Source organism: Petropleomorpha daqingensis, assembly GCF_013408985.1.
In the GTDB taxonomy this organism is placed as follows: Bacteria; Actinomycetota; Actinomycetes; order Mycobacteriales; family Geodermatophilaceae; genus Petropleomorpha; species Petropleomorpha daqingensis.
This window is the reverse complement of the sequence record NZ_JACBZT010000001.1, coordinates 1-24,256: the sequence shown is the minus strand read 5'-3', so window position 1 is coordinate 24,256 and position 24,256 is coordinate 1. Positions and strand designations below refer to the sequence as shown.

Annotated in this window: 29 protein-coding genes; 13 read left to right on the top strand and 16 right to left on the bottom strand. The window is 73.9% G+C overall.

Going from position 1 to position 24,256, the window contains the following annotated elements; all coding sequences use genetic code 11:
• Positions 1-39: 39 nt before the first annotated feature.
• From sigB to GGQ55_RS00130, 4 genes are all read right to left on the bottom strand, one after another.
• On the bottom strand, positions 40-1,023 hold the full coding sequence (gene sigB, locus GGQ55_RS00145) for an RNA polymerase sigma factor SigB (RefSeq protein ID WP_179714551.1): 984 nt from the start codon (positions 1,021-1,023) through the stop codon (positions 40-42).
• Between the two features lie 258 nt (positions 1,024-1,281).
• On the bottom strand, positions 1,282-1,713 hold the full coding sequence (gene dtd, locus GGQ55_RS00140; RefSeq protein WP_179714550.1) for a D-aminoacyl-tRNA deacylase: 432 nt from the start codon (positions 1,711-1,713) through the stop codon (positions 1,282-1,284).
• Positions 1,714-1,731: 18 nt separating this feature from the next.
• The gene (locus GGQ55_RS00135) at positions 1,732-2,052 is read right to left on the bottom strand and encodes a hypothetical protein (RefSeq protein ID WP_179714549.1); all 321 of its coding nucleotides are present in this window, start codon (positions 2,050-2,052) and stop codon (positions 1,732-1,734) included.
• Between the two features lie 82 nt (positions 2,053-2,134).
• Positions 2,135-2,968: a CmcJ/NvfI family oxidoreductase gene (locus GGQ55_RS00130; protein ID WP_179714548.1), complete on the bottom strand. Its 834-nt coding sequence runs from the start codon at positions 2,966-2,968 to the stop codon at positions 2,135-2,137.
• An 80-nt stretch (positions 2,969-3,048) separates the two neighbouring features.
• Here GGQ55_RS00130 and GGQ55_RS00125 point away from each other — a divergent pair, with 80 nt between their 5' ends.
• Entirely contained in the window at positions 3,049-3,987 is a 939-nt protein-coding gene (locus GGQ55_RS00125) for a polyphosphate kinase 2 family protein (protein WP_179714547.1), read from the top strand.
• Between the two features lie 73 nt (positions 3,988-4,060).
• On the top strand, positions 4,061-5,515 hold the full coding sequence (locus GGQ55_RS00120; RefSeq protein WP_179714546.1) for a GMC family oxidoreductase: 1,455 nt from the start codon (positions 4,061-4,063) through the stop codon (positions 5,513-5,515).
• Here GGQ55_RS00120 and GGQ55_RS00115 read toward each other — a convergent pair.
• Entirely contained in the window at positions 5,458-6,039 is a 582-nt protein-coding gene (locus GGQ55_RS00115) for a TIGR03086 family metal-binding protein (protein ID WP_179714545.1), read from the bottom strand. The two genes, GGQ55_RS00120 and GGQ55_RS00115, sit on opposite strands and share 58 nt — an antisense overlap.
• Positions 6,040-6,157: 118 nt before the next feature.
• Between GGQ55_RS00115 and GGQ55_RS00110 the strand changes: the two genes are divergently transcribed.
• Complete coding sequence (locus GGQ55_RS00110; protein WP_179714544.1) at positions 6,158-6,745, top strand: HhH-GPD-type base excision DNA repair protein; 588 nt, start codon at positions 6,158-6,160, stop codon at positions 6,743-6,745.
• Positions 6,746-6,870: 125 nt separating this feature from the next.
• Entirely contained in the window at positions 6,871-7,212 is a 342-nt protein-coding gene (locus GGQ55_RS00105; protein WP_179714543.1) for a DUF3099 domain-containing protein, read from the top strand.
• On the opposite strand, the gene GGQ55_RS00100 is transcribed toward GGQ55_RS00105, so the two are convergent.
• On the bottom strand, positions 7,209-8,078 hold the full coding sequence (locus GGQ55_RS00100) for a carbohydrate kinase family protein (RefSeq protein ID WP_179714542.1): 870 nt from the start codon (positions 8,076-8,078) through the stop codon (positions 7,209-7,211). The genes GGQ55_RS00105 and GGQ55_RS00100 overlap by 4 nt on opposite strands.
• Before the next feature lie 2 nt (positions 8,079-8,080).
• Positions 8,081-9,019, bottom strand: coding sequence for a pseudouridine-5'-phosphate glycosidase (locus GGQ55_RS00095; protein WP_179714541.1), 939 nt, complete (start codon positions 9,017-9,019; stop codon positions 8,081-8,083).
• Between the two features lie 47 nt (positions 9,020-9,066).
• On the opposite strand from GGQ55_RS00095, the gene GGQ55_RS00090 reads away from it, so the two are divergent.
• Positions 9,067-9,294 (top strand): DUF3039 domain-containing protein, encoded by a 228-nt coding sequence (locus GGQ55_RS00090; protein WP_179714540.1) that lies wholly within the window; start codon positions 9,067-9,069, stop codon positions 9,292-9,294.
• Between the two features lie 3 nt (positions 9,295-9,297).
• On the opposite strand, the gene GGQ55_RS00085 is transcribed toward GGQ55_RS00090, so the two are convergent.
• The 5 genes from GGQ55_RS00085 to ppgK all read right to left on the bottom strand — a co-directional run bounded on the left by GGQ55_RS00085 (position 9,298) and on the right by ppgK (position 15,937).
• Entirely contained in the window at positions 9,298-10,446 is a 1,149-nt protein-coding gene (locus GGQ55_RS00085; RefSeq protein ID WP_179714539.1) for a YihY/virulence factor BrkB family protein, read from the bottom strand.
• Between the two features lie 83 nt (positions 10,447-10,529).
• Positions 10,530-12,779 carry a VanW family protein gene (locus GGQ55_RS00080; RefSeq protein WP_179714538.1) on the bottom strand — a complete coding sequence of 750 codons (2,250 nt, stop codon included), beginning with the start codon at positions 12,777-12,779 and terminating at the stop codon, positions 10,530-10,532.
• A gap of 129 nt (positions 12,780-12,908) precedes the next feature.
• Positions 12,909-13,124, bottom strand: coding sequence for a DUF7455 domain-containing protein (locus GGQ55_RS00075; RefSeq protein ID WP_179714537.1), 216 nt, complete (start codon positions 13,122-13,124; stop codon positions 12,909-12,911).
• 463 nt (positions 13,125-13,587) lie between these two features.
• Positions 13,588-14,952: an RNA polymerase sigma factor gene (locus tag GGQ55_RS00070; protein ID WP_179714536.1), complete on the bottom strand. Its 1,365-nt coding sequence runs from the start codon at positions 14,950-14,952 to the stop codon at positions 13,588-13,590.
• A gap of 235 nt (positions 14,953-15,187) precedes the next feature.
• Complete coding sequence (gene ppgK, locus GGQ55_RS00065; RefSeq protein WP_179714535.1) at positions 15,188-15,937, bottom strand: polyphosphate--glucose phosphotransferase; 750 nt, start codon at positions 15,935-15,937, stop codon at positions 15,188-15,190.
• A 68-nt stretch (positions 15,938-16,005) separates the two neighbouring features.
• On the opposite strand from ppgK, the gene GGQ55_RS00060 reads away from it, so the two are divergent.
• Positions 16,006-16,830, top strand: a complete 825-nt coding sequence (locus GGQ55_RS00060; RefSeq protein WP_179714534.1) for an inositol monophosphatase family protein — start codon at positions 16,006-16,008, stop codon at positions 16,828-16,830.
• Positions 16,831-16,893: 63 nt separating this feature from the next.
• Here the strand turns inward: GGQ55_RS00060 and GGQ55_RS00055 are convergent, their stop codons facing one another.
• Together GGQ55_RS00055 and GGQ55_RS00050 are read right to left on the bottom strand one after the other, a co-directional pair.
• Positions 16,894-17,439, bottom strand: coding sequence for a LytR C-terminal domain-containing protein (locus GGQ55_RS00055; protein WP_179714533.1), 546 nt, complete (start codon positions 17,437-17,439; stop codon positions 16,894-16,896).
• 63 nt (positions 17,440-17,502) lie between these two features.
• On the bottom strand, positions 17,503-18,549 hold the full coding sequence (locus GGQ55_RS00050) for a phosphotransferase family protein (protein WP_179714532.1): 1,047 nt from the start codon (positions 18,547-18,549) through the stop codon (positions 17,503-17,505).
• A 318-nt stretch (positions 18,550-18,867) separates the two neighbouring features.
• Between GGQ55_RS00050 and GGQ55_RS00045 the strand changes: the two genes are divergently transcribed.
• The 7 genes from GGQ55_RS00045 to GGQ55_RS00015 are packed head-to-tail and all read left to right on the top strand — an operon-like array spanning position 18,868 to position 23,242.
• Positions 18,868-19,170: a DUF4193 domain-containing protein gene (locus tag GGQ55_RS00045; RefSeq protein ID WP_179714531.1), complete on the top strand. Its 303-nt coding sequence runs from the start codon at positions 18,868-18,870 to the stop codon at positions 19,168-19,170.
• Positions 19,171-19,177: 7 nt separating this feature from the next.
• A complete protein-coding gene (locus GGQ55_RS00040) occupies positions 19,178-20,035 on the top strand; it encodes a hypothetical protein (protein WP_179714530.1) in 858 nt (285 codons plus the stop codon).
• Between the two features lie 10 nt (positions 20,036-20,045).
• A complete protein-coding gene (gene dut, locus GGQ55_RS00035; protein WP_179714529.1) occupies positions 20,046-20,540 on the top strand; it encodes a dUTP diphosphatase in 495 nt (164 codons plus the stop codon).
• A gap of 1 nt (position 20,541) precedes the next feature.
• A complete protein-coding gene (locus GGQ55_RS00030; protein WP_179714528.1) occupies positions 20,542-21,237 on the top strand; it encodes a DUF3710 domain-containing protein in 696 nt (231 codons plus the stop codon).
• Positions 21,230-22,006 carry an alpha/beta hydrolase family protein gene (locus tag GGQ55_RS00025; RefSeq protein ID WP_179714527.1) on the top strand — a complete coding sequence of 259 codons (777 nt, stop codon included), beginning with the start codon at positions 21,230-21,232 and terminating at the stop codon, positions 22,004-22,006. Before GGQ55_RS00030 ends, GGQ55_RS00025 begins: the two co-directional genes overlap by 8 nt.
• On the top strand, positions 22,003-22,380 hold the full coding sequence (locus tag GGQ55_RS00020) for an OB-fold nucleic acid binding domain-containing protein (protein WP_179714526.1): 378 nt from the start codon (positions 22,003-22,005) through the stop codon (positions 22,378-22,380). Before GGQ55_RS00025 ends, GGQ55_RS00020 begins: the two co-directional genes overlap by 4 nt.
• Before the next feature lie 37 nt (positions 22,381-22,417).
• The gene (locus tag GGQ55_RS00015; RefSeq protein WP_366488453.1) at positions 22,418-23,242 is read left to right on the top strand and encodes a DUF3159 domain-containing protein; all 825 of its coding nucleotides are present in this window, start codon (positions 22,418-22,420) and stop codon (positions 23,240-23,242) included.
• A 125-nt stretch (positions 23,243-23,367) separates the two neighbouring features.
• Here the strand turns inward: GGQ55_RS00015 and GGQ55_RS00010 are convergent, their stop codons facing one another.
• Together GGQ55_RS00010 and GGQ55_RS00005 are read right to left on the bottom strand one after the other, a co-directional pair.
• Positions 23,368-24,042: a potassium channel family protein gene (locus tag GGQ55_RS00010; RefSeq protein WP_179714525.1), complete on the bottom strand. Its 675-nt coding sequence runs from the start codon at positions 24,040-24,042 to the stop codon at positions 23,368-23,370.
• The coding region (locus tag GGQ55_RS00005) for a TrkA C-terminal domain-containing protein (protein ID WP_179714524.1) at positions 24,042-24,256 on the bottom strand (215 nt) is incomplete at its 5' end. The genes GGQ55_RS00005 and GGQ55_RS00010, both read right to left, overlap by 1 nt.

The following is a 24,256-nucleotide window of genomic DNA, read 5'->3' as shown; positions in this document are numbered from 1 at the left end:
GCCCCCGACGGGGACCCGGCTCTTCCGGTGCGCCTGGGATCAGGCGAGGTAGTCGCGCAGGGCGTCCGCGCGCTGCGGGTCGCGCAGCTTCGCCATCGTCTCGCGCTCGATCTGCCGCACCCGCTCGCGGGAGAGGCCGAACTGCTTGCCGATCTGCTCGAGCGTCCGCGGCTGGTTGCCCTCGAGGCCGAACCGCAGGATGACGACGTCGCGCTCCCGGTCGTCGAGCGTGGCCAGCACCTTGCGGACGTCGCCCTTCATCATCTGGAAGGCGACGGCGTCCTCGGCGACAGCGGCGTCGGCGTCCTCGATGAAGTCACCGAGGCGGGACTCCTCGTCGGCGCCGACCGTCTGGTCGAGGCTGACCAGGTCGCGGCTGTACTCCAGCAGCTCGGTGATCCGCTCCGGGGTCATGTCCAGCTCGAGCCCGAGCTCCTCGGGGGTGGGCTCCCGCTCCAGCTCCTGGTGGATCCGACGGCGGGTGCGCACCACCTTGTTGACCTGCTCGGCCAGGTGGACGGGCAGCCGGATGGTGCGCCCGGAGTCGGCCATGGCGCGGGTGATGGCCTGACGGATCCACCACGTCGCGTAGGTCGAGAACTTGAAGCCCTTGGTGTAGTCGAACTTCTCCACCGCGCGGATCAGGCCGACGTTGCCCTCCTGGATCAGGTCCAGGAACGTCATGCCGTGGCCGGTGTAGCGCTTGGCCACCGAGACGACCAGGCGGAGGTTGGCCTCCAGCAGGTGCCGCTTGGCGGCCTTGCCGTCGATGGCGAGGGCCTTGTAGTCCCGCTGCAGCGCAGGGGTCAGCTTCTTCTCGTTGAGCAGCCGCTCGGCGTAGAGCCCGGCCTCGATGCGCTTGGCCAGCTCCACCTCCTGCTCGGCGGTGAGCAGCGCGGTCTTGCCGATGGTGTTGAGGTACACGCGCACCAGGTCGGTCGACACCAGTCCAGTGGTGTCGGACTCCCGGCGCGGCGAGCGCACCTCGAGGGTGTCGTTGGGGGAAGACTGCAACAGCGTCACGGTGTGTCTTCGTCCTTGCCTTCAGATCGGATGCGTCTGTCATCGGGCGCGACGCATCCACGCGTCGCGGTGCCGGACCCGGGATCGCCGGGCCGGTACCTGGCTCCTCGTTCCGGTGTGGTACGCCCAGTCCAACGGCGCGTACCGCCCTCTGTGTTCCGCCGGGACGCGAATCACAGCAAAACCACAGAAGGTTCCGTCACGGGCGTGATACCCGTGTAATTCGGCGGTCAACGTCGCGACGGCCGGGTTTCTTCCTCAGGTCTCCAGCAGCAGCGTCATCGGGCCCAGGTTCACCGAGCTGACCTGCATGGACGCCCGGAACACGCCCGTGGCGACCGTCGCCCCGCGCCGGCGCAGCTCGGCCACGACCTCGTCGATCAGGGGCTCGGCCTCCTCGGCCGGGGCCGCGCCGTCCCAGGACGGACGGCGTCCCTTCCGGGTGTCGGCGTAGAGCGTGAACTGGCTCACCACGAGCACCGGCAGCCCGAGATCGGCCGCCGAGCGCGCGCCGTCGTCGGTGGGGAAGATGCGCAGCTCGTGGATCTTGCGGGCGATCGCCCGCGCGCGGTCGGCGTCGTCGTCCCGACCTGCGCCGACCAGTGACAGCAGCCCGTGGCCGATCTCGCCCACCACCGCCCCGTCGACCGTTACAGCGGCTGTACCGACCCTGCTCACCACCGCGCGCACCAGCGCATTCTCCCCGGATCAGCCGGCGGGGAGCTCCTCGACGTACGCGACGACGTTGCGGGGGACGCCGAGCACCAGCGTGTGCGTGTGGTGCGCGAGCCGGATGCCCCGGTCGTCCCACCCGGCGGTCCAGCCGTGCAGGTCGAGCACGTGCGTCAGGCTCCCGACGACGTCGTGGGCTCGGCCGGCGCGGTCGCGGGCCTCGCTGTTGGTCGCCAGCACCACCCTCTGGTGCAGCGCGTCCCGGTCGAGGCCGGCGAGGTCCTCGAGCCGCTGGTCGATCTCCAGCGCCACGGGGGCGAGGAACAGGTCGGCGTAGTCACGCGGCGGGTTCGGCACGGGCCCGACGCTAGGGCGGCGGACAGCGCGCCGACCAGGGGAGAAGGACGGGAGCGGCCGGGGCGGACGTCCACGGGCCGAGCTACCGGAAGTAGGCGAAGGTCCGGAACTCGATGCTGTAACGCGGCACGGCGCCGTGCACGGTCGGGTCCGGGAACGCGGCGTGCGGCGCGGCCCACGCCACGCTGCGGTCGGTGTCACCGAGCTTGATCAGCAGCACCTCGTCCCGGGTCATCTCCGGGAAGTACCACCACTGGTGCGCGGGGTTGTGGCGGATCTTCCAGCTGCTGCCGACCGGCCTGAGGTGCTCGACCGGCCCGAACGGGTCGTCCGGCACCGCGTCGACGAAGTAGGCGGTGGTCGGGGCGCCGTCGTCGTCGGCGAGGGTGCGGAAGTCGCACAACGCCAGGGGCCAGTCCTGGGGCGGCGGGCTGAAGACCCGCCACGTGCTCGTGACGACGGCACGCCGGAAGCCGGGGTCGTCCGGGAACGCCCGCGCGTGGGCGCGCGCCACCATGCCCGGGACGTGCTCCGGGGCGTAGTCGACGTGCACCCCGGCGGCCGGCGGCTGCGCGCCGTGCTCACCCGGGGCGGTCGAGCGGCGCAGCTCCCACCCGCGGGACAGGACGAGATCGGCGCCCAGCCGCTCCTGCACGAATCGGCAGACCTCGGGGACGTAGCGGGTCTCCAGCTCGACCTGATCGGTGAAGTCGGCGACGGCGCTGCGGTGCTGGGCGATCTCGAAACCCTGGACGTCGAGCCGGAAGGAGTCCTGGACGCCACGGCCGTCCCGGACGGCGACGACGTGCTGCTCGGTGCCCTCGGTCGCGACGGACGCTCCGCGCGCGATGAACAGCCGCCGGACGGCGGAGCGCGGGTCCAGGTAGCTCAGCTCGGCCCGGACGCTCGGCGGCATGCAGGGACCGTATCCAGGTCGAACCCCGTCATCCGCCAGGGGGGATGACCCGGGGGAGCGGAACGGGCGACCGTGCCGCCATGCCTGACCAGAGAGCTCGGCGGATCGCGGACGCCATCACGCCGCTGCGTGTCGAGCCCGGGCGCACGGTGCGTCTCGGCAAGGACTTCGACCCCCGGTACAAGGCCGACTTCGTGCACAAGAAGGACGGCAAGGAGCTGCTGCAGACCGGCGTCGCCCTCCTCGCGGACTACCAGGCCCGGCTGGCCGCGCAGGACGTGCACGGCGTGCTGGTCTGCCTGCAGTCCCTGGACGCCGGGGGCAAGGACGGCACGATCCGCCACGTGATGAGCGGGGTCAACCCGCAGGGCGTGCACGTGCACGGCTTCAAGGTGCCCTCGGCCGAGGAACTCGACCACGACTTCCTGTGGCGGTACGCCCAGCGGCTGCCCGCCCGCGGGGAGATCGTGATCTTCAACCGCTCCCACTACGAAGAAGTGCTGGTGGTCCGGGTCCACCCCGAGCTGCTGGACCGGCAGAAGCTGCCCGCGAAGGCCAAGGGGCACGGCGTCTGGGGCCACCGCTACCGGGCGATCAACGACTGGGAGCGCTATCTCACCGACAACGGGATCGCCGTCGTCAAGCTGTTCCTGAACCTGTCCAAGGAGGAGCAGCTCGAGCGCTTCCTCGCCCGCATCGACGTCCCCGAGAAGAACTGGAAGTTCTCGGCGAACGACGTGAAGGAGCGCCGCTTCTGGGACGACTACCAGGACGCGTTCTCCGAGATGCTCTCGGCGACCAGCACGCCGTGGGCGCCCTGGTACGTGATCCCCGCGGACCGCAAGTGGTTCGCCCGCATCTGCGTGTCCGCGGTGCTCGCCCACACCCTCATCGAGCTCGACCCCCGCTACCCGGTGGTCAGCGACGAGGACCGGCGGCAGCTGCTCACGGTCAAGGCGGCGCTCGAGCTGGAGGCGCCCCAGAAGGACCGTCACCGTCGCGAGGCCGTCCCCGGTTAGGCGGTTGACGCTGCGTTGATGGTGGCCGGACGACGTCCCCGCGACGCTGCCCTCCTCGACAGGGAGGGCTCTCATGAGCGGCTACGACGTGATCATCGTGGGCGGCGGATCGGCCGGGTGCGTGCTGGCCGCGCGGCTGAGCGAGGCGGGGGACCGCACGGTCCTGCTGCTGGAGGCGGGCCCGGACTACCGGGCCGCTGACCTGCCGGCCCACCTGGCGGACGGCACGCGCGGCGCCGACGCCTCCGGTCACGACTGGGCGGTGCCGGGGCGCACCGGAGGGCGGGCGCTGCGGCTGCCGCGGGGCAAGGTGATCGGCGGATCGGGCGCGGTCAACGCCGCGTTCGCGCTGCGCGGTTCACCGCACGACTACGACGGCTGGGGCATCCCCGGCTGGTCGTTCGCCGACGTGCTGCCGGACTTCGTGGCGGTGGAGACCGACCTGGACTTCGGCGACCGGGCGTGGCACGGCGACGGCGGGCCGGTGCCGATCCGCCGGTACGCGGGGCCGGAGCTGTCGCCGGTCGCGGAGGCGCTGCTGGGCGGCCTGCAGCGGGCCGGCCTGCGAGCGGTGCCCGACCACAACGCGCCGTACGCCTGCGGCGCGGGGCCGACACCGGTCAACTGCGTCGGCGGGCGCCGGATGAGCACCGCGCTCACCCATCTCGAGCCGGCCCGCGACCGGCGCGGCCTCACGGTCCGCGGCAACTGCGCGGTGGACGAGGTCGTCGTCCGGAACGGCCGCGCGGTCGGGGTGCGGATCGGTGCCGACGTCGTCGGAGCCGGTGAGGTGGTCGTCAGCGCGGGCGCGTACCACTCACCGGCGCTGCTGCGCCGGTCCGGGCTGCGCCACCCCGGGATCGGGGCCGGCCTGGTCGACCACCCGGCGATCGCCGTCGACCTGCCGTACGCCGGGCCGCCCTGCGACCAGCCGGTGTTCCAGGTGGCGGCCACCCTGCACAGCTCCCTGTCCGATCCGGCCACGGAGGCTCCGGACCTGCAGCTGTTCGGCGGCGGCCCGCTGCCGACGGGACCGGGGACGGCCGTCTTCTTCCTCGCCGCGGCGCTGCTGCGCCCGCGGTCGCGGGGGCGGGTCGCCGACGAGGTCGACCTCGGCTACTTCACCCACCCGGACGACCTGCCCCGACTGGTCGAGGGCTTCCGGCTGGCCGAGCGGGTGGCCGCCGACCCGGCGGTCCGCGAGCTCAGCGGTGGGCAGGTGCTCACGCCGCGGCTGGACGACGCCGACGTCGGCGCCTGGATCGAGGCCGGGGCCTGGACCTACCACCACCCGGTCGGCACGTGCGCGATGGGCGTCGTCGTCGATCCGGAGTGCCGGGTGCCCGACGTCGCGGGGCTCTCCGTCGTGGACGCGTCCGTGCTGCCCGACATCCCGTCGGCCAACACCAACCTGCCCACGATCATGGCCGCCGAGCACGCGCTCCGGCTGCGCGGGGACGTGGCGCCCGCTCAGGCCCGGGTGACCACGCCGGCGTCCCGGCCGAACGCGGCGAGCAACCGGGTCTGAGGACCGGCTCCCTCCGCGGTGGGGATCCGCGGCCCGACGAGCCCGGCGGAGCGGTAGGCCGGTTCGCGCTCGGCGAACCACGCGGCGGCCGCGTCGACGAGGTCGGCGGGCAGGCGGTCGTCGTCCTCCAGAGCCCGGGCGAGATCCCAGGTGTGCACGAGGTGGTCGACGAAGAGCTGCCAGGCGTACTCCTCCCCGGGGACGTCGCCGAAGGAGAGGTGCACCGTCCGGGTCAGCGCCCCGGGTGCGCCGACCGCGGCCACCGCCTCGCCCGCTGCCCGCTCGAAGGCGGCGACCGGGTCCGGGCCGCAGACGTCGCCGTCGAACCGGTCGCCGATCTCGGCGATGGTCCGCCCGGCGAGCAGCGGCGGGGTCCACAGGTCCTCGGCGACGACGTGGCCCACCAGCGCGCGCACGTCCCACTCGGCGCACGGGGTCGGGCGGTCCCAGTCGTGCGTGCCGACGAGCTGCAGACGGCCGCCGAACAGCGCGCAGGCCCGGGCGTGCAAGGAGCTGACAGTCATGGGATTGCCTCCTGGGGGAGTGCGAACGGGACCCGGCCAGGCTGGCCGGGTCCCGTCGGTGCACCGTCAACTCCACGTCAGCAGCCACGCGCCTCGGCGATGAGGCACGATTCCCGTCGTGCCGACCCTGACCCTCACCCAGGACGCCGCCGCCGACGAGCTGCTCGGCCGCGACCCGCTCGCGCTGCTGCTCGGCATGCTGTTCGACCAGCAGTTCCCGATGGAGCGGGCGTTCGCCGGCCCGCGGCTGCTCGCTGACCGGCTCGGCGTGGACACCCTCGATGCCGCCGCGCTCGCCGCCGAGGACCCCGAGAAGCTCGCGAAGGTCTTCCAGGGACCGCCCGCGGTGCACCGCTACCCCGGCTCGATGGCCGCCCGCACCCAGGAGGTGTGCCGGCTGCTGGTCGAGCGCTACGACGGCCGCGCGGACACCCTCTGGGCCGACGTCCCGGACGGCGCGACGCTCGTGAAGCGGGTCGGCGAGCTGCCCGGCTTCGGCGCGCAGAAGTCGAAGATCTTCGTCGCGCTGCTCGGCAAGCAGTACGGCGTCACCCCGCCCGGCTGGCGGGAGGCCGCAGGTGCCTACGGCGAGGACGGGTCGCGGCGGTCGGTCGCCGACATCACCGGGCCCGAGTCGCTGGCCGAGGTCCGCCGCTTCAAGCAGGAGCAGAAGCAGGCCGCGAAGACGGCGCGCGCCGGCGCCTGAGCGGGTCGCAAGAACGTGCTGTCAGGCTCCTGCATGCGCCCGGATCCGGTGGCACGATGGGCCGCAGAGCCGGTCCGTCCGCGGCGACCTGCATCCGTGACCGGTCCGGCGGAGGGAAGGGTGACGTGACCTCGAACTCTGAGCCCGCACGTTCCCGCAGGACCGAGCCGATCCTGATCACCGATGCCCAGCCGAGCCTGCTCGAGGAGCACGCGGCGCGGAAGCGGCGCTACGTCATCACGATGGGCATCCGCGCGCTGGCGATCGTGACGGCGGCGATCGTCTACAGCACGACGCACATCGTCTGGCTGGTGCTGGCACTCGCCGTCCTGGGCACGTTCCTGCCCTGGATCGCGGTCGTGATGGCCAACGACGGGCCGCCGAAGAGCAGGCAGCACGTGAACCGCTACCAGTCCCGGCCCGACCGCACGCTGGAGAACCCGCAGGCCAAGGTCATCGACGGCTAACGGGCCCCGGGCCGCCGCACGACCTGTGCGGCCAGCCCCAGGCCGGCGTCCAGCGCCGCGGCCGGGTCGCCGCCGGCCAGCCAGACCGACAGCAGCCCGGCGGCGAACGCGTCGCCGGCGCCGGTGGTGTCCAGCACCGTCGCCCCGTGCGCGGGGCGGTGCACCACCGCCGTCCCGGCCGCCCACAGCGCCCCGTCGGGGCCGAGGCTGACCGCCACCGCGGGGTGCCGGGTGGCCAGCGCCCGCGCGGCGTCGGCGGCGTCGGCGCAGCCGGTCAGCAAGCGCGCCTCGTCGGCGTTGGGCAGCACGAGGGTTGCCGGCGCGGTGTCGGCCAGCCAGCGCTCGGGCCCGTAGGCGGTCAGCGGCCCGGTGGACGCCGGGTCGACCGAGATCGTGGCGCCGGCCGCCGCGGCGGCGGCGAGCGCGGCCAGGCCCGCCGCGCGGGGACGCTCGTCGAGCAGCGTGTAGCCCGACAGGTGCAGGTGAGCGCCAGGCGCGAGCGGCGGCACGTCGTCCGGACGCAGGAACAGGTTGGCGCCCCGGTCGGCGAGCATGCTGCGCTGCCCCCCGGGCTCGACCAGGCTCACGATCGTGCCGCTGGCGGCGCCGGGCACCGTCCGGACGACGGGCTCCACGCCCGCGGCGGCCAGTTCCGCGACGAGCGCGGCACCGGCCGGGTCGTCGCCGACGCAGCCGGCGAACCGCACCGGCACCCCCAGCCGCGCCAGGTGGACCGCGACGTTCGCCCCGGCGCCGCCGCCTCGGGTGCGGATCGCCGCGGGCCGGTCCGAGCCCGGGGCCGGGTCGCCCTCCAGCACCGCGACGACGTCGGTGGCGAGGTCGCCGACGACGAGCACCGGCCGCATGCTCAGCCTCTCAGGGCGGCGGCGATCCGGCCGGCCAGCTCGGCGTTGCGCAGCACCAACCTCACGTTGACCTCGAGGGTCGCGCCTCCGCTGGCCCGGTGCAGGTGGTCGAGCACGAACGGCGTCACGGCCTTGCCGCGCACCCCGGCGGCCTCGGCGGCGGCCAGCGCGTCGGCGAGCACGCGGTCGTGCAGCTCCGGGTCGAGCTGCTGGTCGGTGGGCAGCGGGTTGGCGACGACGACCGCGCCGGGCGTGAGCGCGCGCCGGGCGGCGAAGACGGCGGCCGCCTGCTCGGGGTCGGCCACCGACCAGTCCAGCGACGAGCCGGAGTCGGTGACGTAGAAGCCGGGGAAGGTCGTCGTCCCGTAGCCGACGACGGTCACCGACAGCGACTCCAGCCGCTCCAGGGTCGCCGGGACGTCGAGGATCGACTTGACCCCGGCGCAGACGACGACGATCGGCGTGCGGGCCAGCGCGCCGAGGTCGGCGGACTCGTCGAAGGTCTCCGAGGCGTGCCGGTGCACCCCGCCCAGGCCGCCGGTGGCGAACACCTCGATCCCCGCGCGCGCGGCCAGCAGCGAGGTGCTCGACACCGTCGTGGCGCCGGACAGGCCGAGGGCGGCGGCGACGGGCAGGTCGCGCACGCTGAGCTTGGCGAGGTCCGGGTCGCCGCAGACGCGGTCCACCTCGTCGGCGGTCAGCCCGACGTGCGGCACGCCGTCCAGGACGGCGATCGTCGCGGGCACCGCGCCGCCGCGGCGGACCGCGCCCTCGACGTCGTCGGCGGCCTTGCGGTTGTCCGGGCGGGGCAGGCCGTGGGCGAGCAGGGTGCTCTCGAGGGCGACCACAGGCCGGCCGGTGGTCAGCGCGTCGGCGACCTCGGGGGAGAGCACCACCTCGGGCGAGACGTCGGAGGCGGGAACAGGGGGAGAGGGTTGCACGCTGCCATCATGGAGGTCGACGACAGACGCGCCCGCAGGGAGGCACCGTGACGAGCACCGACATCCTCGAGAAGCCGGACGTCCGCGACCAGGACACCGACCAGCCGCCCGAGATGTTCCACTACGTGAAGAAGAACAAGATCGCCGAGAGCGCGGTCATGGGCACGCTGGTGCAGGCGCTGTGCGGCGAGGTCTTCCCGGTCACCAAGTCACCGAAGCCCGGCAGCCCGGTCTGCCCGGCGTGCAAGGAGATCTACGAGTCGCTGCGGAAGTAGCGCTCAGCCCTCGGGGTCGAGGCCCAGCTTGCGGGCCTCGGACTCCAGCTTGGCCGCCCGGCGACGCCGCCGGCGCCCTGCGTGGCGGCGCAGCGGCGCCGGCCACCGGGCCTGGATGGTCGCGTTGAGCTCGGCGCCGAGCAGCACCGCCATCGCGAAGAAGAACGAGAAGAGCAGGGCCGCGATCGGGGTGGCCAGCGCCCCGTAGGGCAGCGCGGTGGTGAGGATGTCGGCCACGTAGGCGCGCAGGATGGTCGCCGCGACGAGGAAGAACACGATCGCCAGCACGGCCCCGGGCAGGTGCCGCCGCCACGGCAGCCGGCGGGGCAGCATCACGTGGTAGAAGCTGGTCAGCGCCAGGAGCAGCCCGATCACCACCATCGGCCAGTAGACCGCGTTGATCAGCAGCGTGGCCACCGCCCGCCAGCTCTGCGGCAGCAGGTCGACCAGCACCTCGCGGCCGAGCACCAGCAGCGGCAGGGTCAGCACGGCGATGACCAGCCCGACGACGAACAGCCACAGGGCCAGCAGGCGGGTGGCGATGGGCCCGCGCACGTCGCGCTGGTCGTAGGCGATCACCGCGGTGTTGATGAAGGTGGCGGTGGCCGACGAGCCCGCCCACAGCGAGAGCACGAAGCCGACGCTGACGATGTCCAGCCGCCCCGAGCCGAGGATGTCGGTCAGCGTGGGCTTCACCAGCGAGTCGACGACGTCGGGCGTGAGCACCTCCGCGGAGGCGGACAGCAGCTTGTCCTCGATCTCCGACACCGACGCCGCGCCGATCACCTGGCCGACGTAGCCGAGCGAGCCGAGCAGCCCGATGAGCAGCGGCGGCACCGACAGGATCACCCAGAACGACGCCTCGGCCGAGAGCCCGAGGATCCGGTCGGACCAGGCCTTGGCCACCGTCCGCCCGGCGACCTGCAGCGGCACGCGCACCCACGCGGGCTTCCCGGCCAGGCGTCCGGTGTCGGCGGTGTCGGAGCGGGTGGAGCCGGTGGCCCCGGTGGACTCGGCCGGCGCGGGCTCGGCCGCTTCGGTGGCGACGGGCTCGACCGCCTGCTCGGGGACCGGTCGGCCCGTGTCGTCGTCGTCCGGCCCGGGCTCGTCGCCGGCGCGCGCCGGGGAGCCGCTGGGCAGGACCGCACTCATGAGCCCAGTGTGCACGCGGCCCTCCGCCGCAGAGCCGGTGCGGCCGTCCTCCGGCGGGTCGCTTCCCCCGCCGGAGGGACGCCTCAGGTCGTGCGCCGGCCGCCGGGCCGCCGTCCGCCGGGGGTGGTGCCGGGCGGGGGCGTCGTCCCGGCCGGAGCCGCCGGGTCGGCCGGTGCCGGGATGCAGTGGATGATCGCCTCGGGGATGTAGTGCGTGTTCTTGCTCTCGCGGCGGATCTCCGCGCCGGTGTCGAGGTCCTTCCAGATGCGGGTCACGGTGATGTCGAAGCCCTGCGCGCCCGACTGCGGGATGCAGGTGCCGTCGTCCACCTTGTCCTGCACCGACGGGTCGGTGACGTTGCGCCGGTCGCTGCTGACCGACTCGATGTCGTAGTGCCGGGTGCCCCAGAAGGTGACCGTGATGGAGCCGCCGGAGGCCCAGCGGGTCTGCACGTAGATCCCGGTGTCGGAGTCGTTCTTCCACACCAGGTCGATGACCCCGTCGAAGACGGTGGCCTCGCGACCGGCCGGGTAGCGGCTGATGTAGAAGCTGTGCGTCTTGTGGTGGATGTCCTCGAGGCCGGCGAAGAACACGGCGTTGTACATCGTGGTGGCGAACTGGCTGATGCCACCGCCGACCGCCTTGGTCAGCTGGCCGCCCTCGATCACGTTGGCCGGGACGTAACCCTGTGCGGTGCCGCGCGGTCCGGTGAAGTCGTTGAGGCTGAACGTCTCGCCCGGCTTGACCAGCGCGCCGTCGACCTTCTCGGCGATGACGCGGATGTTGGTCGCGCTGGGCGTCATCTGGAAGTTCGTGGTGAAGCTGCTGACCTTCTCGACGATGCCGAGCGACTGCGCCTGCTCGGTGGTGAAGGCGGCCGGCACGGGACCGAGCTGCGCGGTGACCGTGCGCGGCGCCGGGGTCGTCAGGACGCCCATCATCTGCTCGGCCAGCGCAGCCGGGTCGACGCCGGTGCCGTCGACCGAGGGGACGACCGCGACGGAGTCGCCGTGCACCTCGAAGGTGGCGTCCTTCGCCGGGGCGCCGAACTCACCGAGCTGCTCGCCGAGCGCGGCCTGCAGCTTGGCCGGGTCGAGGGCGACCGCGAGCTCGCCGTCGTCCTGCGGCGTGAACGTCAGGGACGCGGCGATCGCGTCGGCGGGGATCTCGACCGAGGTCGCGCCGTCGTCGCTGACCAGGGTCACCGGAGCGGCCAGCGCGGGGGTGACGGTCTCGTCGAGGACCCGCTGCGCCTCGTCGGCGGCCACGTGCGGGTGGGCCACCTCGATCGGCAGCCGGATCGGGTCGGCCGGGTCGGCGCCGGAGGCCAGCGCGCCCGTGATCGCCTCGGTCGCGGCCTTGCGGTCCAGGGTCGCGCCGTCGGCGGGCGCGACCAGCGAGGGAGTGGTGCCGTCGAGGGCGATGGAGGCCTCGACCGGCGCGACGTCGACCTGGGCCGCGATCGCGTCGAGCTGCGCGTCGAGCGCGGTCTCGTCGGTCCTCAGCACCGGCTCGACCGTGCGGTCGCCGAAGAACGAGGTCAGCCGGGTCCAGGGGTTGAGCGGCTGGTCGTCGCTGGCGTCGACGGTGGCGTCGACGTCCAGCGTGATCCCCGCGGTGGCGGGGGTGAGCGTCGTGGAGAACTCGCCGGCGACCACGGTGTGGTCGGCGCTCACCTGAGGGCCGAGCTCCTTCTCGAGGGTGCGCGCGGCGTCGGCGGGGGAGAGGCCACCGATCTCGACACCGGCCACGACCGTGTGCCGCGGGATGTCGCCGGAGGACAGCAGCAGGTCGACCCCGTAGGCACCGCCCAGCACGACCACCGCGGCGGCGGGGGCCAGGACGGCGGGACGGCGCCACCACGGGCGCCGGGGACCGCCGTCGTCGCCGCCGGTGACGTCGTCGTCCTCGCCCGTGGGCGGCTCGGGGGTGTCGTCGTCGTCGGAGCCGACGGCCGCCGGCAGGACGGTCGTCTCGTCGGCGGTGGGGTGCTCGGGCGCTGCGGGTGCCGCGTCGGAGCCCGGCAGCTCCTGGGTGGTCCACTCCTCGGCGGCCGGCTGCTCCGGCGCGGTCCGGGGCGCGTTCTCCGGCGCGGTCTCGGGCGTGGTCTTCAGCCACTCCCGGGAGACCGGCCGCGTGTCGTCGAACTCGGTGTCGTCGACCTCACCGGCCGGGGCGGCCGCGGCGGGTGCCGGCGGCTGGCCGTGCCGGGCGGACTGCCCGTGGGTGCCGGTCGCCGGTGGCGGAGCGGCGGACGGACCACCCGCCAGGCGGGTGGTCTCGTCGGGTGCGGCCTGGACGGAGTCCTGTCCGTCGCGGGTCTGCTGGGGCATCGGGGAGTCCTCGGGTCGCCGTCGACCGGGCGTCCCCGGAAACGACGGAGCCGCCGGCCCCTCGGGATGAGGGAACGCGGCGGCATCGTCGGGAGAGAGCTTCATTGCGGCGCCAAGATAGCGCCTCTCTCACGTTGTGATGCGCTGCTCACCGTCAGTGTCGATGATGTCGACGGCGATGTCACGCAACTTGTCCTCGTACTCACGGGCGTGGTGACCGCAGAAGACCAGGTCACTCCCGTTGGCGAGCACGACACGCACCTTGGCCAACGCGCCACAGCGGTCACAGTGGAACGGCACGACCAGGTCGTCAGTGGTCGGGGTCGTCATCAGCGTCTCGGTCATCGGGTCATCACTCGCTCTCTACCGCACGGACCCGCGAACGCGGATCGGCCTCCTGCACAGCGCCAGGATGGACCCCGCGATTCCCGTTCCCTCCCATTTGCTCTCCGGACTCGCCGTGGTCGGGAAGACCGGGAGAACTGGGACGGGAGGTGGGACGAGGAGCAGGGGACATCACTGGTGTCGTGCTGTTACACGGTGGTGCTGTTGTGCTGGTCCGGCCTCCGGCCGGTGTGGGTCCGCTGCTTGCTTTGCCTCTCCCACGGTACGCGGCTTACCCGGGTCTTCGACGCGTACACGACCGGCATAGCGCGGACGGGTGAGATCGTGACCAACCCGCAATCCAACGACTTCCCAGGTGGCGACAGCGGCGCCCCCGAGGCCCGCCTCGAAGGAGTGAAGGTGGTCACACGACGAGGGCCCGGCCGCCGCAGCGGTCCGGGCCCTCGTCGCGTGCTGTGGTGGCTCAGTCCAGGTAGTCGCGCAGCACCTGGGAGCGGCTCGGGTGGCGCAGCTTGGACATCGTCTTCGACTCGATCTGCCGGATCCGCTCACGCGTGACGCCGTAGACCTGGCCGATCTCGTCGAGGGTGCGCGGCTGGCCGTCGGTGAGGCCGAAGCGCAGCCGGACGACGCCGGCCTCCCGCTCGGAGAGGGTCTGCAGCACGCTGGTCAGCTGGTCCTGCATGAGGGTGAAGCTGACCGCGTCGACCGCGACGACTGCCTCGGAGTCCTCGATGAAGTCGCCGAGCTGGCTGTCGCCCTCGTCGCCGATGGTCTGGTCGAGGCTGATCGGCTCCCGGGCGTACTGCTGGATCTCCAGCACCTTGTCCGGGGTGATGTCCATCTCCTTGGCCAGCTCCTCCGGGGTGGGCTCGCGGCCCAGGTCCTGGAGCAGCTCGCGCTGGATGCGGCCGAGCTTGTTGATGACCTCGACCATGTGCACCGGGATGCGGATGGTGCGGGCCTGGTCGGCCATGGCGCGGGTGATCGCCTGCCGGATCCACCACGTGGCGTAGGTGGAGAACTTGTAGCCCTTGGTGTAGTCGAACTTCTCGACCGCGCGGATCAGACCGAGGTTGCCCTCCTGGATCAGGTCCAGGAAGGCCATGCCGCGGCCGGTGTAGCGCTTGGCGAGGGAGACCACGAGCCGCAGGTTGGCCTCGAGCAGGTGGTTCTTGGCCCGCTCGCCGTCGCGGACGATCCAGTTGAGGTCGCGGCGCATCTGCGGGGAGAGCTTCTGGCCCTCCTCCTCGACCTGGCGCAGCCGCTCGGCGGCGTAGAGCCCGGCCTCGATCCGCTTGGCGAGGTCGACCTCCTCCTCCGCGTTGAGCAGCGCGACCTTGCCGATCTGCTTGAGGTAGGCGCGGACCGAGTCGGCCGAGGCGGTGAGCTCGGCGTCCTTGCGGGCCTGCCGCAGCGCCTCGGACTCCTCCTCGTCGTCCCACTCGAAGTCGGCGGAGGCTTCCTCCTCCTCCCCGGCGGCCGCGGCGACCTCGCCGTCGGCGGGACCGTCGACGACGCCGTCGGTACCGGCGACGACCGCCTCGTCGAGGGCCAGGCCCTCGGGGGCCTCACCGGTGGCCGGGTCGGCGACAGCGGTGAGGACGGCGCCGCCCTCGGTGCCGGGGGAGGGGGCGATGCTGGGCTTGCTGCGTGCGCCCGCCTTGGCGGGTGCCTTCTTCTTCGACGCCGCTGCAGTGGCCTTCGGAGCTGCCTCCTGGGGAACCGCTGCGGTGGCCCGAGGGGCCCGGGTACCGGCGGCAACCGTCCTGGTGCGAGCCCTGGTGCTCGCGGAGGCTGCTTCCGGTGCTGGCTTGTCGGCGGGCACTCAGGTTCCTTCCCGTGCTGGGTCGTTCCCCGGAGGTCCGTCTGGGCCCCGGGCAGCGGCCCCCACCGACGTGCGCGCGGCGGGAGAACCCCAGGCAGGCGACCGCGGCGTTTGACCGACGGACGAGCGGGGGATCCCTCCCGGCTGGCGGACGACGGGGTGGGGCTCTCCCATTGTAACGACCGACAACGGCGTTTCCACCGTTCCCGACGGACTCCCTCGCCAGGAGGGGGCGTTATTGGCCGATGTGCTCGTGCGCGGCCAGCGCCGCGCCGACGATCCCGGCGTCGTTGAGCAGCTGCGCCGGCACCACCTCGGTGCGGGTGGTCAGCAGCGGCACCCACTTCTCCGACTTCTTGCTCACCCCGCCGCCGACGATGATCAGATCGGGCCAGAGGCTGGTCTCGAGGACGTCGAGGTAGCGGTCGACGCGCTTGGCCCACTCGGGGTAGCTGAGCTCCTCGCGGTCCTTCACCGCGGCCGAGGCGCGCCGCTCGCCGTCCTCACCGTCGACCTGGATGTGACCGAACTCGGTGTTGGGCACGAGGTTGCCGTCGACGAACAGCGCGCTGCCGATGCCGGTGCCGAACGTGAGCATGAGGACGACGCCGTCGCGGTCGCGGCCCGCGCCGTAGCGCACCTCGGCGATGCCGGCCGCGTCGGCGTCGTTGAGCGTCTGCACGTGCTTGCCGGGGATGCGCGAGGCGACCCCCTCGGCGAGGTTCGTGCCGATCCAGCTCTTGTCGACGTTGGCCGCGGTGTAGGCCGCCCCGTGCTTCATCACGCCGGGGAAGGTCACGCCGATCCGGTGTTGCCAGTCGAAGGCGGCCACCACCTGGGCGACGACGTCGCAGACCGCGTCGGGCATCGACGGTTGCGGCGTCTCGATCCGCACGCGGTCGCCGATCAGCTCGCCCTTGTCCAGATCGACCGGGCAGCCCTTGATCCCGCTGCCGCCGATGTCCACTCCGAAGCCGTGCGCCACGGCGTCAGCGTAGTGATCGGGGCGACAGCCGGAACGGCGACGGCCGCCGCTCGGGCAGGATCGCACCTGTGACCTCCTCGCCCGACGCCCGCCCGACCGCCTCCGAGCTGCTTGACCTGGCGGTGGCCACGGCCCGCGAGGCGGCCGACCTGGTGGCGCGCGGCCGGGCGACGGCGGGCGACGACGTCGACGTGAAGTCCAGCGCGGTGGACCTGGTGACCGCCGTCGACCGGGCCAGCGAGGACCTCGTCATCGGCCGGCTCCTCGGCGCCCGCCCGGACGACGGTCTGCTGGGGGAGGAGGGCGGCGAGCGACCCGGCACGACCGGGGTCCGCTGGGTCGTCGACCCGATCGACGGCACGACCAACTTCGTCTACGGCGTGCCCGCCTACGCGGTGTCGATCGCCGCGGAGGTCGACGGCCGCGTGGTGGCCGGCGCCGTGCTGAACGTCGCGACGGGGGAGCTGTTCACGGCGACGCTGGGCGGTGGCGCGCACGTCTCGTCGCCCGGGCGGGAACCGGCACCCCTGCGGTGCTCGGCGCCGGCGTCGCTGGAGCAGACGCTGGTCGCCACCGGCTTCGGCTACCGCGCCGAGCAGCGGCAGGCCCAGGGCGCGATCGTGGCGCGGCTGCTGCCGGAGGTCCGTGACATCCGCCGCATCGGCTCGGCGGCGCTGGACCTGTGCAACGTGGCGGCCGGTCGGGTGGACGCCTACTACGAGGCGCACCTCAACCCGTGGGACTGGTCGGCCGGCTCCCTGGTGGCCGCCGAGGCCGGTGCCGTCGTCACCGGGCTACCCGGCCACCCCTTCGGCCGGCCGCTGGGCATCGCCGCCGCGCCGTCCGTGGCCGAGCCGTTCGTAGCCCTACTGCAACGTCTGCACGCCAGCTGACACACCTGGCCGCCCTTCAGGGACCCGCGCCGAGCGTGCGAGGCGTGGGGGAAGGGTGGTCCTTCAACAGGCGGCGGCGGCGCTCGCTCCCGCGGCCAGCGCCCCTGCGGCGTCCTCGGCGGTGGCCACGCTGTTCGTCGGGTCGAAGTCCGGCCCGATGACGACGTCGACGACCGCGGTCGCCCGGGTGTCCTGGTACAGCGTCGCCTTGGGGATGTAGAGCCCGACGAACCGGGCGGTGTCGGCGCCGCGCGGGCCGAAGCGGATCTCGCCGACGCCCTTCACCTCGCGGCCGCTGTCGTCGTTGTCGGTCTGGTCGACCACGAACCCGAGCGCCTGCAGGGCCTGCGCGGCCTGGCTGGCCAGGCCCTGGGTGTCGGTGGCGTTGCGCACCCGCAGGTGCACCGTGGTCGGGTCCAGCGACGGCGCCGCGGCCGAGGCGGTGCTGCACGCGGCCTTCACGTCGGCCTGGTGCTCGGAGTCGGCACGGAAGACGTTCCACCACACGCCGAGAGCGGCGATGGCCAGGACGAGCAGGAAGATGATCGGCGGCAGCGGACGCCGTCCACTGCGCGCCCGGACCGGTGGCCGGTCCGTTCGTTCACCCACACCGCTCGTCAACGCCTGCCTCCTCGCTGATGGTCGGCGGGAGTCTAGGGCCGCGGAAGCGGGCTAGATCGCACCGTGGTCCAGAGCGGCGCGTCCCAACTCCACGCACGGGTCGATGCGGTCTGCGTAGCCGGACGTGTCCTTGCCCGCCATCGCCCCGGCCGCCGAGCGCGCGACGATGCCGGCCACGATCGCGGCGAACTTGAAGTAGGCGAACCCCACGTACCAGCTGATGCCGGACAGGTCGAGCCCGGTGCGCACGGCGTACCGCTCGGCGACCTGCTCGCGGCTCGGGAAGCCGGGCAGCGCGGTCACCGTGCTCTGGGTCGCCGGGAGGTCCTCACCGGGCTGCGGCCAGTAGACGAGCAGCAGCGCGAGGTCGGCGAGCGGGTCGCCGAGGGTGGACATCTCCCAGTCGAGGACGGCGCGGATCCGCCCGGGGACGCCCGGGTCGAGCAGGCAGTTGTCGAGCCGGTAGTCCCCGTGGACGACGGCGTCGCGCTGCGTCGTCGGCACGGTCTCGGCCAGCCGGGCCCCGAGCGCGTCCATGCCCGGCCGGTCGCGGTCGCGGGTGGCGTCCCACTGCTTGGCCCACCGGCGCACCTGGCGGGCCAGGAACCCCTCGGGCCGGCCGAACTCGCCCAGCCCGACCGTCGCGTAGTCGACGCCGTGCAGGTCGGCCAGGACGTCGACCAGCCCCTCGCCGATCGCCCGGCGCTGCTCGGGGGCGTCGGCGTACCCGGCGGGGATGTCCTTGACGATGTGCACCCCCTCGACCCGCTCCATCACGTAGAACGGCGCACCGAGCACGGCCGGGTCGTCGCAGAGGTGCAGGGTGCGCGGCACCGGGACGTCGGTCGGGCCGAGCGCGGTGATCACCGTGTACTCGCGCGCCATGTCGTGCGCGGTGGCGAGGACGGCGCCGGTCGGGGGCCGGCGGAGGATCACCGCCTCGTCGGGTGAACCCCCTGCCGGGGTGACCGTGTAGGTGAGATTCGACATGCCCGCAGCGATGAGCGCGACGGAGACCTGGCGCCACTTCTCGTCCCCGAGCACGGTGGCGAGATAGGGCCCGACGACGGCTGGATCAGCACCCACAGGAGTCGACACGGCGGCAGGGTAACCTCTGGCGCTCCCCACCCCTCCGACCCGTCCCGGGCCCCGAGGTGTGGGCGATCCAGCGCCGGGCACAAACGGGGGCCTCGCGGCGTTGGGGGGCTGCCGGTCTCGCAACCGAACGCCCCTCGACCGCCGAAGGGCACGGTGCGAGACCGGAGAGCAGGACCCGCCGGGGACCCAGCGATGGGGATCCGGCACCAGACCTCCGGCCGCTCTCGGGCGGCCGGCCAGGACGGCGGGCACCCCCGCCGCCGTCAGACGAACGCGGGCAGGACGCCCGCGAGCAACCCCGGAGGAGGGGCACACCCCATGGCCACCGACTACGACGCCCCACGGCGGAGCGAGGCCGACGAGCTGGGCGAGGACTCGCTCGAGGAGCTCAAGGCCCGTCGCGCCGAGGCGCAGTCCGCATCGGTCGACGTCGACGAGACCGACTTCAACGAGAACCTCGAGCTCCCCGGCGCCGACCTGTCGAACGAGGAGCTCACCGTCCGCGTGCTGCCCAAGCAGGAGGACGAGTTCACCTGCTCGCGCTGCTTCCTGGTGCAGCACCGCAGCCGTCTGGCCGCCACCCGCGGCGACCAGATGTACTGCCGGGACTGCGCTGCCTGATCCCGTCGTGACCGACGGGAACCCGCGCACGGGCGCGGCGAGGGACGTCCCCCCGCCGCGCCCCGTGCGCGCGCCCGCGACCGAACCCGAGGAGACGACCCCGCTCTCGCGCGCCGCGAGGGCGGTGGCCGACGCCGTCGGGGGGCTGCTCGGCACCTCGCCGGGCACCGACGACGCCCCGTCCGCCGCCAGCGGGCTCAAGGACGTCCTGGGCGCCGTGGCCGGCGCCGCGACCGCCTGGCGGGAGCGGCGCGAGGCCGACCCGACGCCCGGTGCCGACACGGGTGGTCGCACGCCCGGGGCCTTCTTGGGCGACCTGCTCTCCGCCGCCGCGCCGCGGCTGCCGATCCGCGACCGGGACCGGCTGCGCGCCGCCTACCCCGGACTGGACGATGCCGAGATCGCAGAGGCGCTGATCGCCCGCAGCGCCCGGCTGACCGCCGCCGTCGGCGCGGCCACGGGCGGCATGGCGGCCGTCCAGTGGTTCGCGGCGCCGTCCCTGCTCGCCCTGCCGCTCGAGCTCGGCGCGGAGACGGTGCTCGTCGCCGCGGTCGAGGTCGCGCTGCTCGGCGAGCTGCACGAGCTCGAGGGCCGGCCGGCGCCCGCCTCCGCCTACCTGGCCAGCTGGTCGGAGCAGCGCGCGGTGGACGGCTCGGGCCGGCCCGCGATGATCACCGCCCTGACGGCGGCCGGACTGCGCTCCCTGAGCCGGCGGATGGGCCGCCGGCTGGCCCGCGGCCTCCCGGTCGCCGCACCGTTCCTGCTGGGCGCCGCCGTGGCCGGGCGGGGCAACCGCAGGGCCACCGAGAACCTGGCCCGCCGGGTGCTGACCGACCTCCGCACCGGCCGGGAGGGGCGCGGCTAGGGTCGGCGGCGTGCCCGAGCCCTCTCTCCCCGAGGTCGACGTCCCCGTCCTCCTCAGCTCGCCGGACGCGACCGCGCCCCGGTACGCCCTGCCCGGCGACGCCGGCGCCGATCTCGCCGTCGCCGAGGACGTCGAGCTGGCCCCGCTGCAGCGCGCCCTGGTCGGGACCGGCGTGGCCGTCGCGATCCCCGAGGGCTACGCCGGGTTCGTGCACCCGCGCTCAGGGCTGGCCCACCGGCTCGGCCTGAGCCTGGTCAACGCGCCGGGCACGATCGACGCGGGCTACCGCGGCGAGATCAAGGTCAACCTGATCAACCTCGACCCCACGACGCCGCTCACGCTGCGCCGCGGTGACCGGGTCGCCCAGCTGGTGGTGCAGCCGGTGGTGCGCGCCCGGTTCGTCCCCGTCGACGAGCTGCCCGGCAGCGACCGCGGCGAGGGCGGCCACGGCTCCACCGGCGGCCACGGCGAGCTGGCCGGGGCATCGACCGAGGGGCGGAACTGACATGCCTTTGGGACGGCGGCGCAACCGGATCGACCGCAGCCTGCGCGAGCGCGGGGTCCCGCCCGAGCCGCAGCACCGCGAGCGCGAGCGGCTGGAGACCAGCGGGCCCTATGACGAGGCCGACGCCCCCGACGACGGCGTTCAGCGCATCGACCTCGGCTCGATGCGGCTGCCGGTGATCGCCGGCATGGAGCTGCGGGTCGACGTCAACCAGCAGCAGAAGGTGATCGGCGCGACCCTGCGTGCCGGGGAGTCGACCCTGTCGGTGTCGGCGTTCGCCGCCCCCCGGGCCGGTGGCATCTGGGACGACGTCCGCAACGACCTGGCCACCAGCGCGTCCGGCCAGGGAGCCTCGCTCAAGGAGACCGAGGGCCCCTTCGGGACCGAGCTGGCCGGCACCGTGACCGTGCAGCAGCCGGCGCAGCCGGGGCAGCAGCCGAAGCCGGTGCGCCGCCCGGCGCGCTTCCTCGGCGTCGACGGCCCGCGGTGGTTCCTGCGCGGCATGCTCAGCGGCCCGGCCGGCGAGGGCGGCGCGGGCGCCGAGGACCTGGAGGAGGCGTTCCGCGAGATCGTCGTCGTCCGCGGCAACGAGCCCATGCCGGTGCGCGAGCAGCTGCCGATGACCCTGCCCGCCGACCTGGCGGCGCAGATCGCCGCGCAGCAGGAGGCGGCCGGCCAGCAGCCGCGCGATGCCTGAGGTCGTCGCCTACGGTCCCGACCCCGCCCAGTTCCTCGAGCTGACCCTGCCGGAGGGGGAGGGGCCGGCGCCGGTGGCCGTCGTCCTGCACGGCGGGTTCTGGCGAGCGGCGTACGGGGTGGAGCTGGCCCGGCCGCTCGCCGCCGAGCTGGCCGCCGCGGGCTGGGCCGCGGTCGCCGTGGAGTACCGGCGGGTCGGGAACGGCGGCGGCTGGCCGCAGACCTGCGCCGACGTCGCGGCCGCGCTCGACACCCTGCCCGAGCTGGCGCCCGGTCGGCTCGACCTGGCCGAGGTGGTGGTGATCGGCCACTCCGCCGGCGGTCACCTCGCCGCGTGGGCGGCCGGGCGGAGCCGGCTGCCGGCGGGCGCGCCGGGCGCCGGCCCGCGGGTCCGGGTGACCGCCGCGGTGCTGCAGGCCGGCGTCCTCGACCTGGGCCTGGCCGACGAGCAGGGGCTCGGGAACGGCGCGGTGCGGGGCTTCCTCGGCACCGACCCGGCCGACGTGCCCTCGGCCGACCCGGTCCGGCTGCTGCCGACCGGCGCCGCGGTGCTGTGCGTGCACGGCGCCGCCGACGACACGGTCCCGGTGAGCCAGAGCGAGCGCTACGCGCAGGTCGCCGCGGCCGCAGGGGACGCCGTCGAGGTGCGGGTCGTCCCGGGCGACCACATGAGCGTGATCGACCCCACAGGCGCGGCATGGCGGATCGCCCTCGATTGGGTGGGCGAACGGCGTACCGAGGGTGTCAAGCGGATTACCCTCGAACCGTGACCGAAGCCAAGTCGCGTGGATGGTTCTCCCGCACGCTGGAGCGCCTGACCGCCGACGACCACCAGATCGACGCGGAGGAGCTCCGCGCCGAGGCGGCCAGCGCCGGCTGCGAGCCGGTGAGCATGTGCCGCAAGGGCAAGGTCGTCACCGTGACCGGCCGGCTGAAGTCCGTCGTCTACACGCCGCGCGAGACCGTGCCCACGCTCGAGGCCGAGCTGTTCGACGGGTCGGGCTCGGTGACGCTCGTCTGGCTGGGTCGCCGCCGCATCCCCGGCATCGAGCCGGGCCGCACGCTCACCGCCCGGGGGCGCTTCGCCGCGTTCGACGGCAAGCAGGTCATGTACAACCCCTGGTACGAGCTGGGCGCCGGGTGACGGCCGACAGGCGGTGACCGGGGTGGGGGGAACGCCGGTGGACGAGCCCGAGGACCGCGAGCCGGGCGGCTCGATGCTGACCTTCGACCGGCACCTCGTGCTCGACCAGCTCGGCGGCTGGCGGGGCATGCTCGACGCGACGCTGCCCACGGTCGCGTTCATCGTCGCCAACGCCGTCGGCGGGCTGAAGGTCGGCATCTGGACCGCCCTGGGCGTGGCCGTCCTGGTCTTCCTGCTGCGGATCGTCCGCCGGGAGAGCGTCCAGCAGGGCATCAGCGGCCTGATCGGCGTCGGGATCGCGGTCGCCATCGCCGCGGCCTCCGGGCAGGCCCGCGACTTCTTCGTGGTCGGCATCCTGCGCAACGCCGCGATCGGCGTCGTCCTGCTGGGGTCGATCGCCTTCCGCTGGCCGCTGGTCGGCGTCATCGCGGAGTTCCTGGCGCCCAGCCACCTCGGCGCGATGGCCTCGCACCGGCTGCCCGGGCTGCGCCGGCGCATCGACCAGGTCAGCGCGACCCTGCACCACCGGGCGGAGCCCGACGAGGCGACGGACGGCCGTTCCGAGGACCCGGCGCCCGAGCAGCACTGGCGGGCCGACCGGCGCATGCTGCGCGCTTACAGCTGGCTGACCGCGCTCTGGGGGCTGACGTTCCTGCTGCGGGTCGCCGTCCAAGGGCTGCTGTACCAGCGCAACGACGTCGAGCTGCTCGGCACCGCCTCGCTCGTGCTCGGCCTGCCGATCACCGCCGTCGAACTGCTGGTCACCCTGTGGGTGGTGGCCCGGCTGCACCGGCACCGCTGCCCCGAGCCGGCGCAGGCCGAGGCCGCCGAGGAACCCCCCGGCGAGGCACCCGCCGCCTGACCTCGCGAGGTCGAGCACGCGGCCCGACGCCGGTGGAGCCGCGCCGCCGTCTCTGGAGCCGGGCCACGGCGCGGCTCAGGAGACGCTCGACCGGCTCAGGTCCGCGAGAACGCGCTTTGTCGGGCTCAGAGGGCGCCGGCGGTCCCGGGGGCGAGCACGGCCTGCAGCTGCTCCTCGACCTCGGCGTGCGCCACGAACAGCAGCTCGTCGCCGGACTCCAGGGGCTCGTCGGGGGAGGGCGTGATCACCCGCTCGCCGCGCAGGATCGCGGTGAGCACCGTCTCCCGCGGCAGCGGCACCTCGCGCAGCGGCTTGCCGACCCACGGGGTGTCCTCGGCGAGGGTGATCTCCACCAGGTTCGCCGCACCCTTGCGGAAGCTCATCAGCCGGACGACGTCGCCGACGGTGACCGCCTCCTCGACCAGGGCCGCGATCACCCGCGGCGTCGAGACGGCGACGTCGACCCCCCACGCCTCGGTGTAGAGCCACTCGTTGCGCGGCTCCTTGACCCGGGCCACCACGCGGTTGACCGCGAACTCCGTCTTGGCCAGCAGGGCGAAGACCAGGTTGGCCTTGTCGTCACCGGTGGCGGCGATCGCGACGTCGGAGGTGGCGAGCTGCGCCTCCTCCAGCGAGGTCACCTCGCAGGCGTCGGCCTGCACCCACTCCGCGCCCGGCACCGCGCGGGTGCGGACCTTGCGGCCGTCCTTCTCGATGAGCATGACGCTGTGCCCGTTGGCCAGCAGCTCCCCGGCGATCGACCGGCCCACGGCGCCGGCGCCGGCAATGGTGACGCGCATCAGGCGTGCCCTCCCTCGGCGCCCCGCTCGACGATGTCGTGCACGCGGGAGGCGATCGCGTCGGTCACGGCCACGACCAGGTGGTCGCCGTCCTGCAGCACCGTGCTCGGCGAGGGCAGCTGGGCCTCGCCGAAGCGGACCAGCCACGCGGCGCGGGCGCCGGAGGCCGACTCCAGCTCGGCGAGCTTGCGCCCGACCCACACCTCGGTGACGG

Bases quoted from the DNA above. Each gene is read 5' to 3' on its own strand.
- GGQ55_RS00010 (WP_179714525.1), bottom strand. From the start codon at position 24,042: ATGCGCGTCACCATTGCCGGCGCCGGCGCCGTGGGCCGGTCGATCGCC.
- GGQ55_RS00100 (WP_179714542.1), bottom strand. From the start codon at position 8,078: ATGCGGCCGGTGCTCGTCGTCGGCGACCTCGCCACCGACGTCGTCGCG.
- GGQ55_RS00125 (WP_179714547.1), top strand. From the start codon at position 3,049: ATGCCTGACCAGAGAGCTCGGCGGATCGCGGACGCCATCACGCCGCTG.
- GGQ55_RS00075 (WP_179714537.1), bottom strand. From the start codon at position 13,124: ATGACCGAGACGCTGATGACGACCCCGACCACTGACGACCTGGTCGTG.
- GGQ55_RS00080 (WP_179714538.1), bottom strand. From the start codon at position 12,779: ATGCCCCAGCAGACCCGCGACGGACAGGACTCCGTCCAGGCCGCACCC.
- GGQ55_RS00085 (WP_179714539.1), bottom strand. From the start codon at position 10,446: ATGAGTGCGGTCCTGCCCAGCGGCTCCCCGGCGCGCGCCGGCGACGAG.
- GGQ55_RS00025 (WP_179714527.1), top strand. From the start codon at position 21,230: ATGCCTGAGGTCGTCGCCTACGGTCCCGACCCCGCCCAGTTCCTCGAG.
- GGQ55_RS00045 (WP_179714531.1), top strand. From the start codon at position 18,868: ATGGCCACCGACTACGACGCCCCACGGCGGAGCGAGGCCGACGAGCTG.
- GGQ55_RS00030 (WP_179714528.1), top strand. From the start codon at position 20,542: ATGCCTTTGGGACGGCGGCGCAACCGGATCGACCGCAGCCTGCGCGAG.
- GGQ55_RS00130 (WP_179714548.1), bottom strand. From the start codon at position 2,968: ATGCCGCCGAGCGTCCGGGCCGAGCTGAGCTACCTGGACCCGCGCTCC.
- GGQ55_RS00115 (WP_179714545.1), bottom strand. From the start codon at position 6,039: ATGACTGTCAGCTCCTTGCACGCCCGGGCCTGCGCGCTGTTCGGCGGC.
- GGQ55_RS00120 (WP_179714546.1), top strand. From the start codon at position 4,061: ATGAGCGGCTACGACGTGATCATCGTGGGCGGCGGATCGGCCGGGTGC.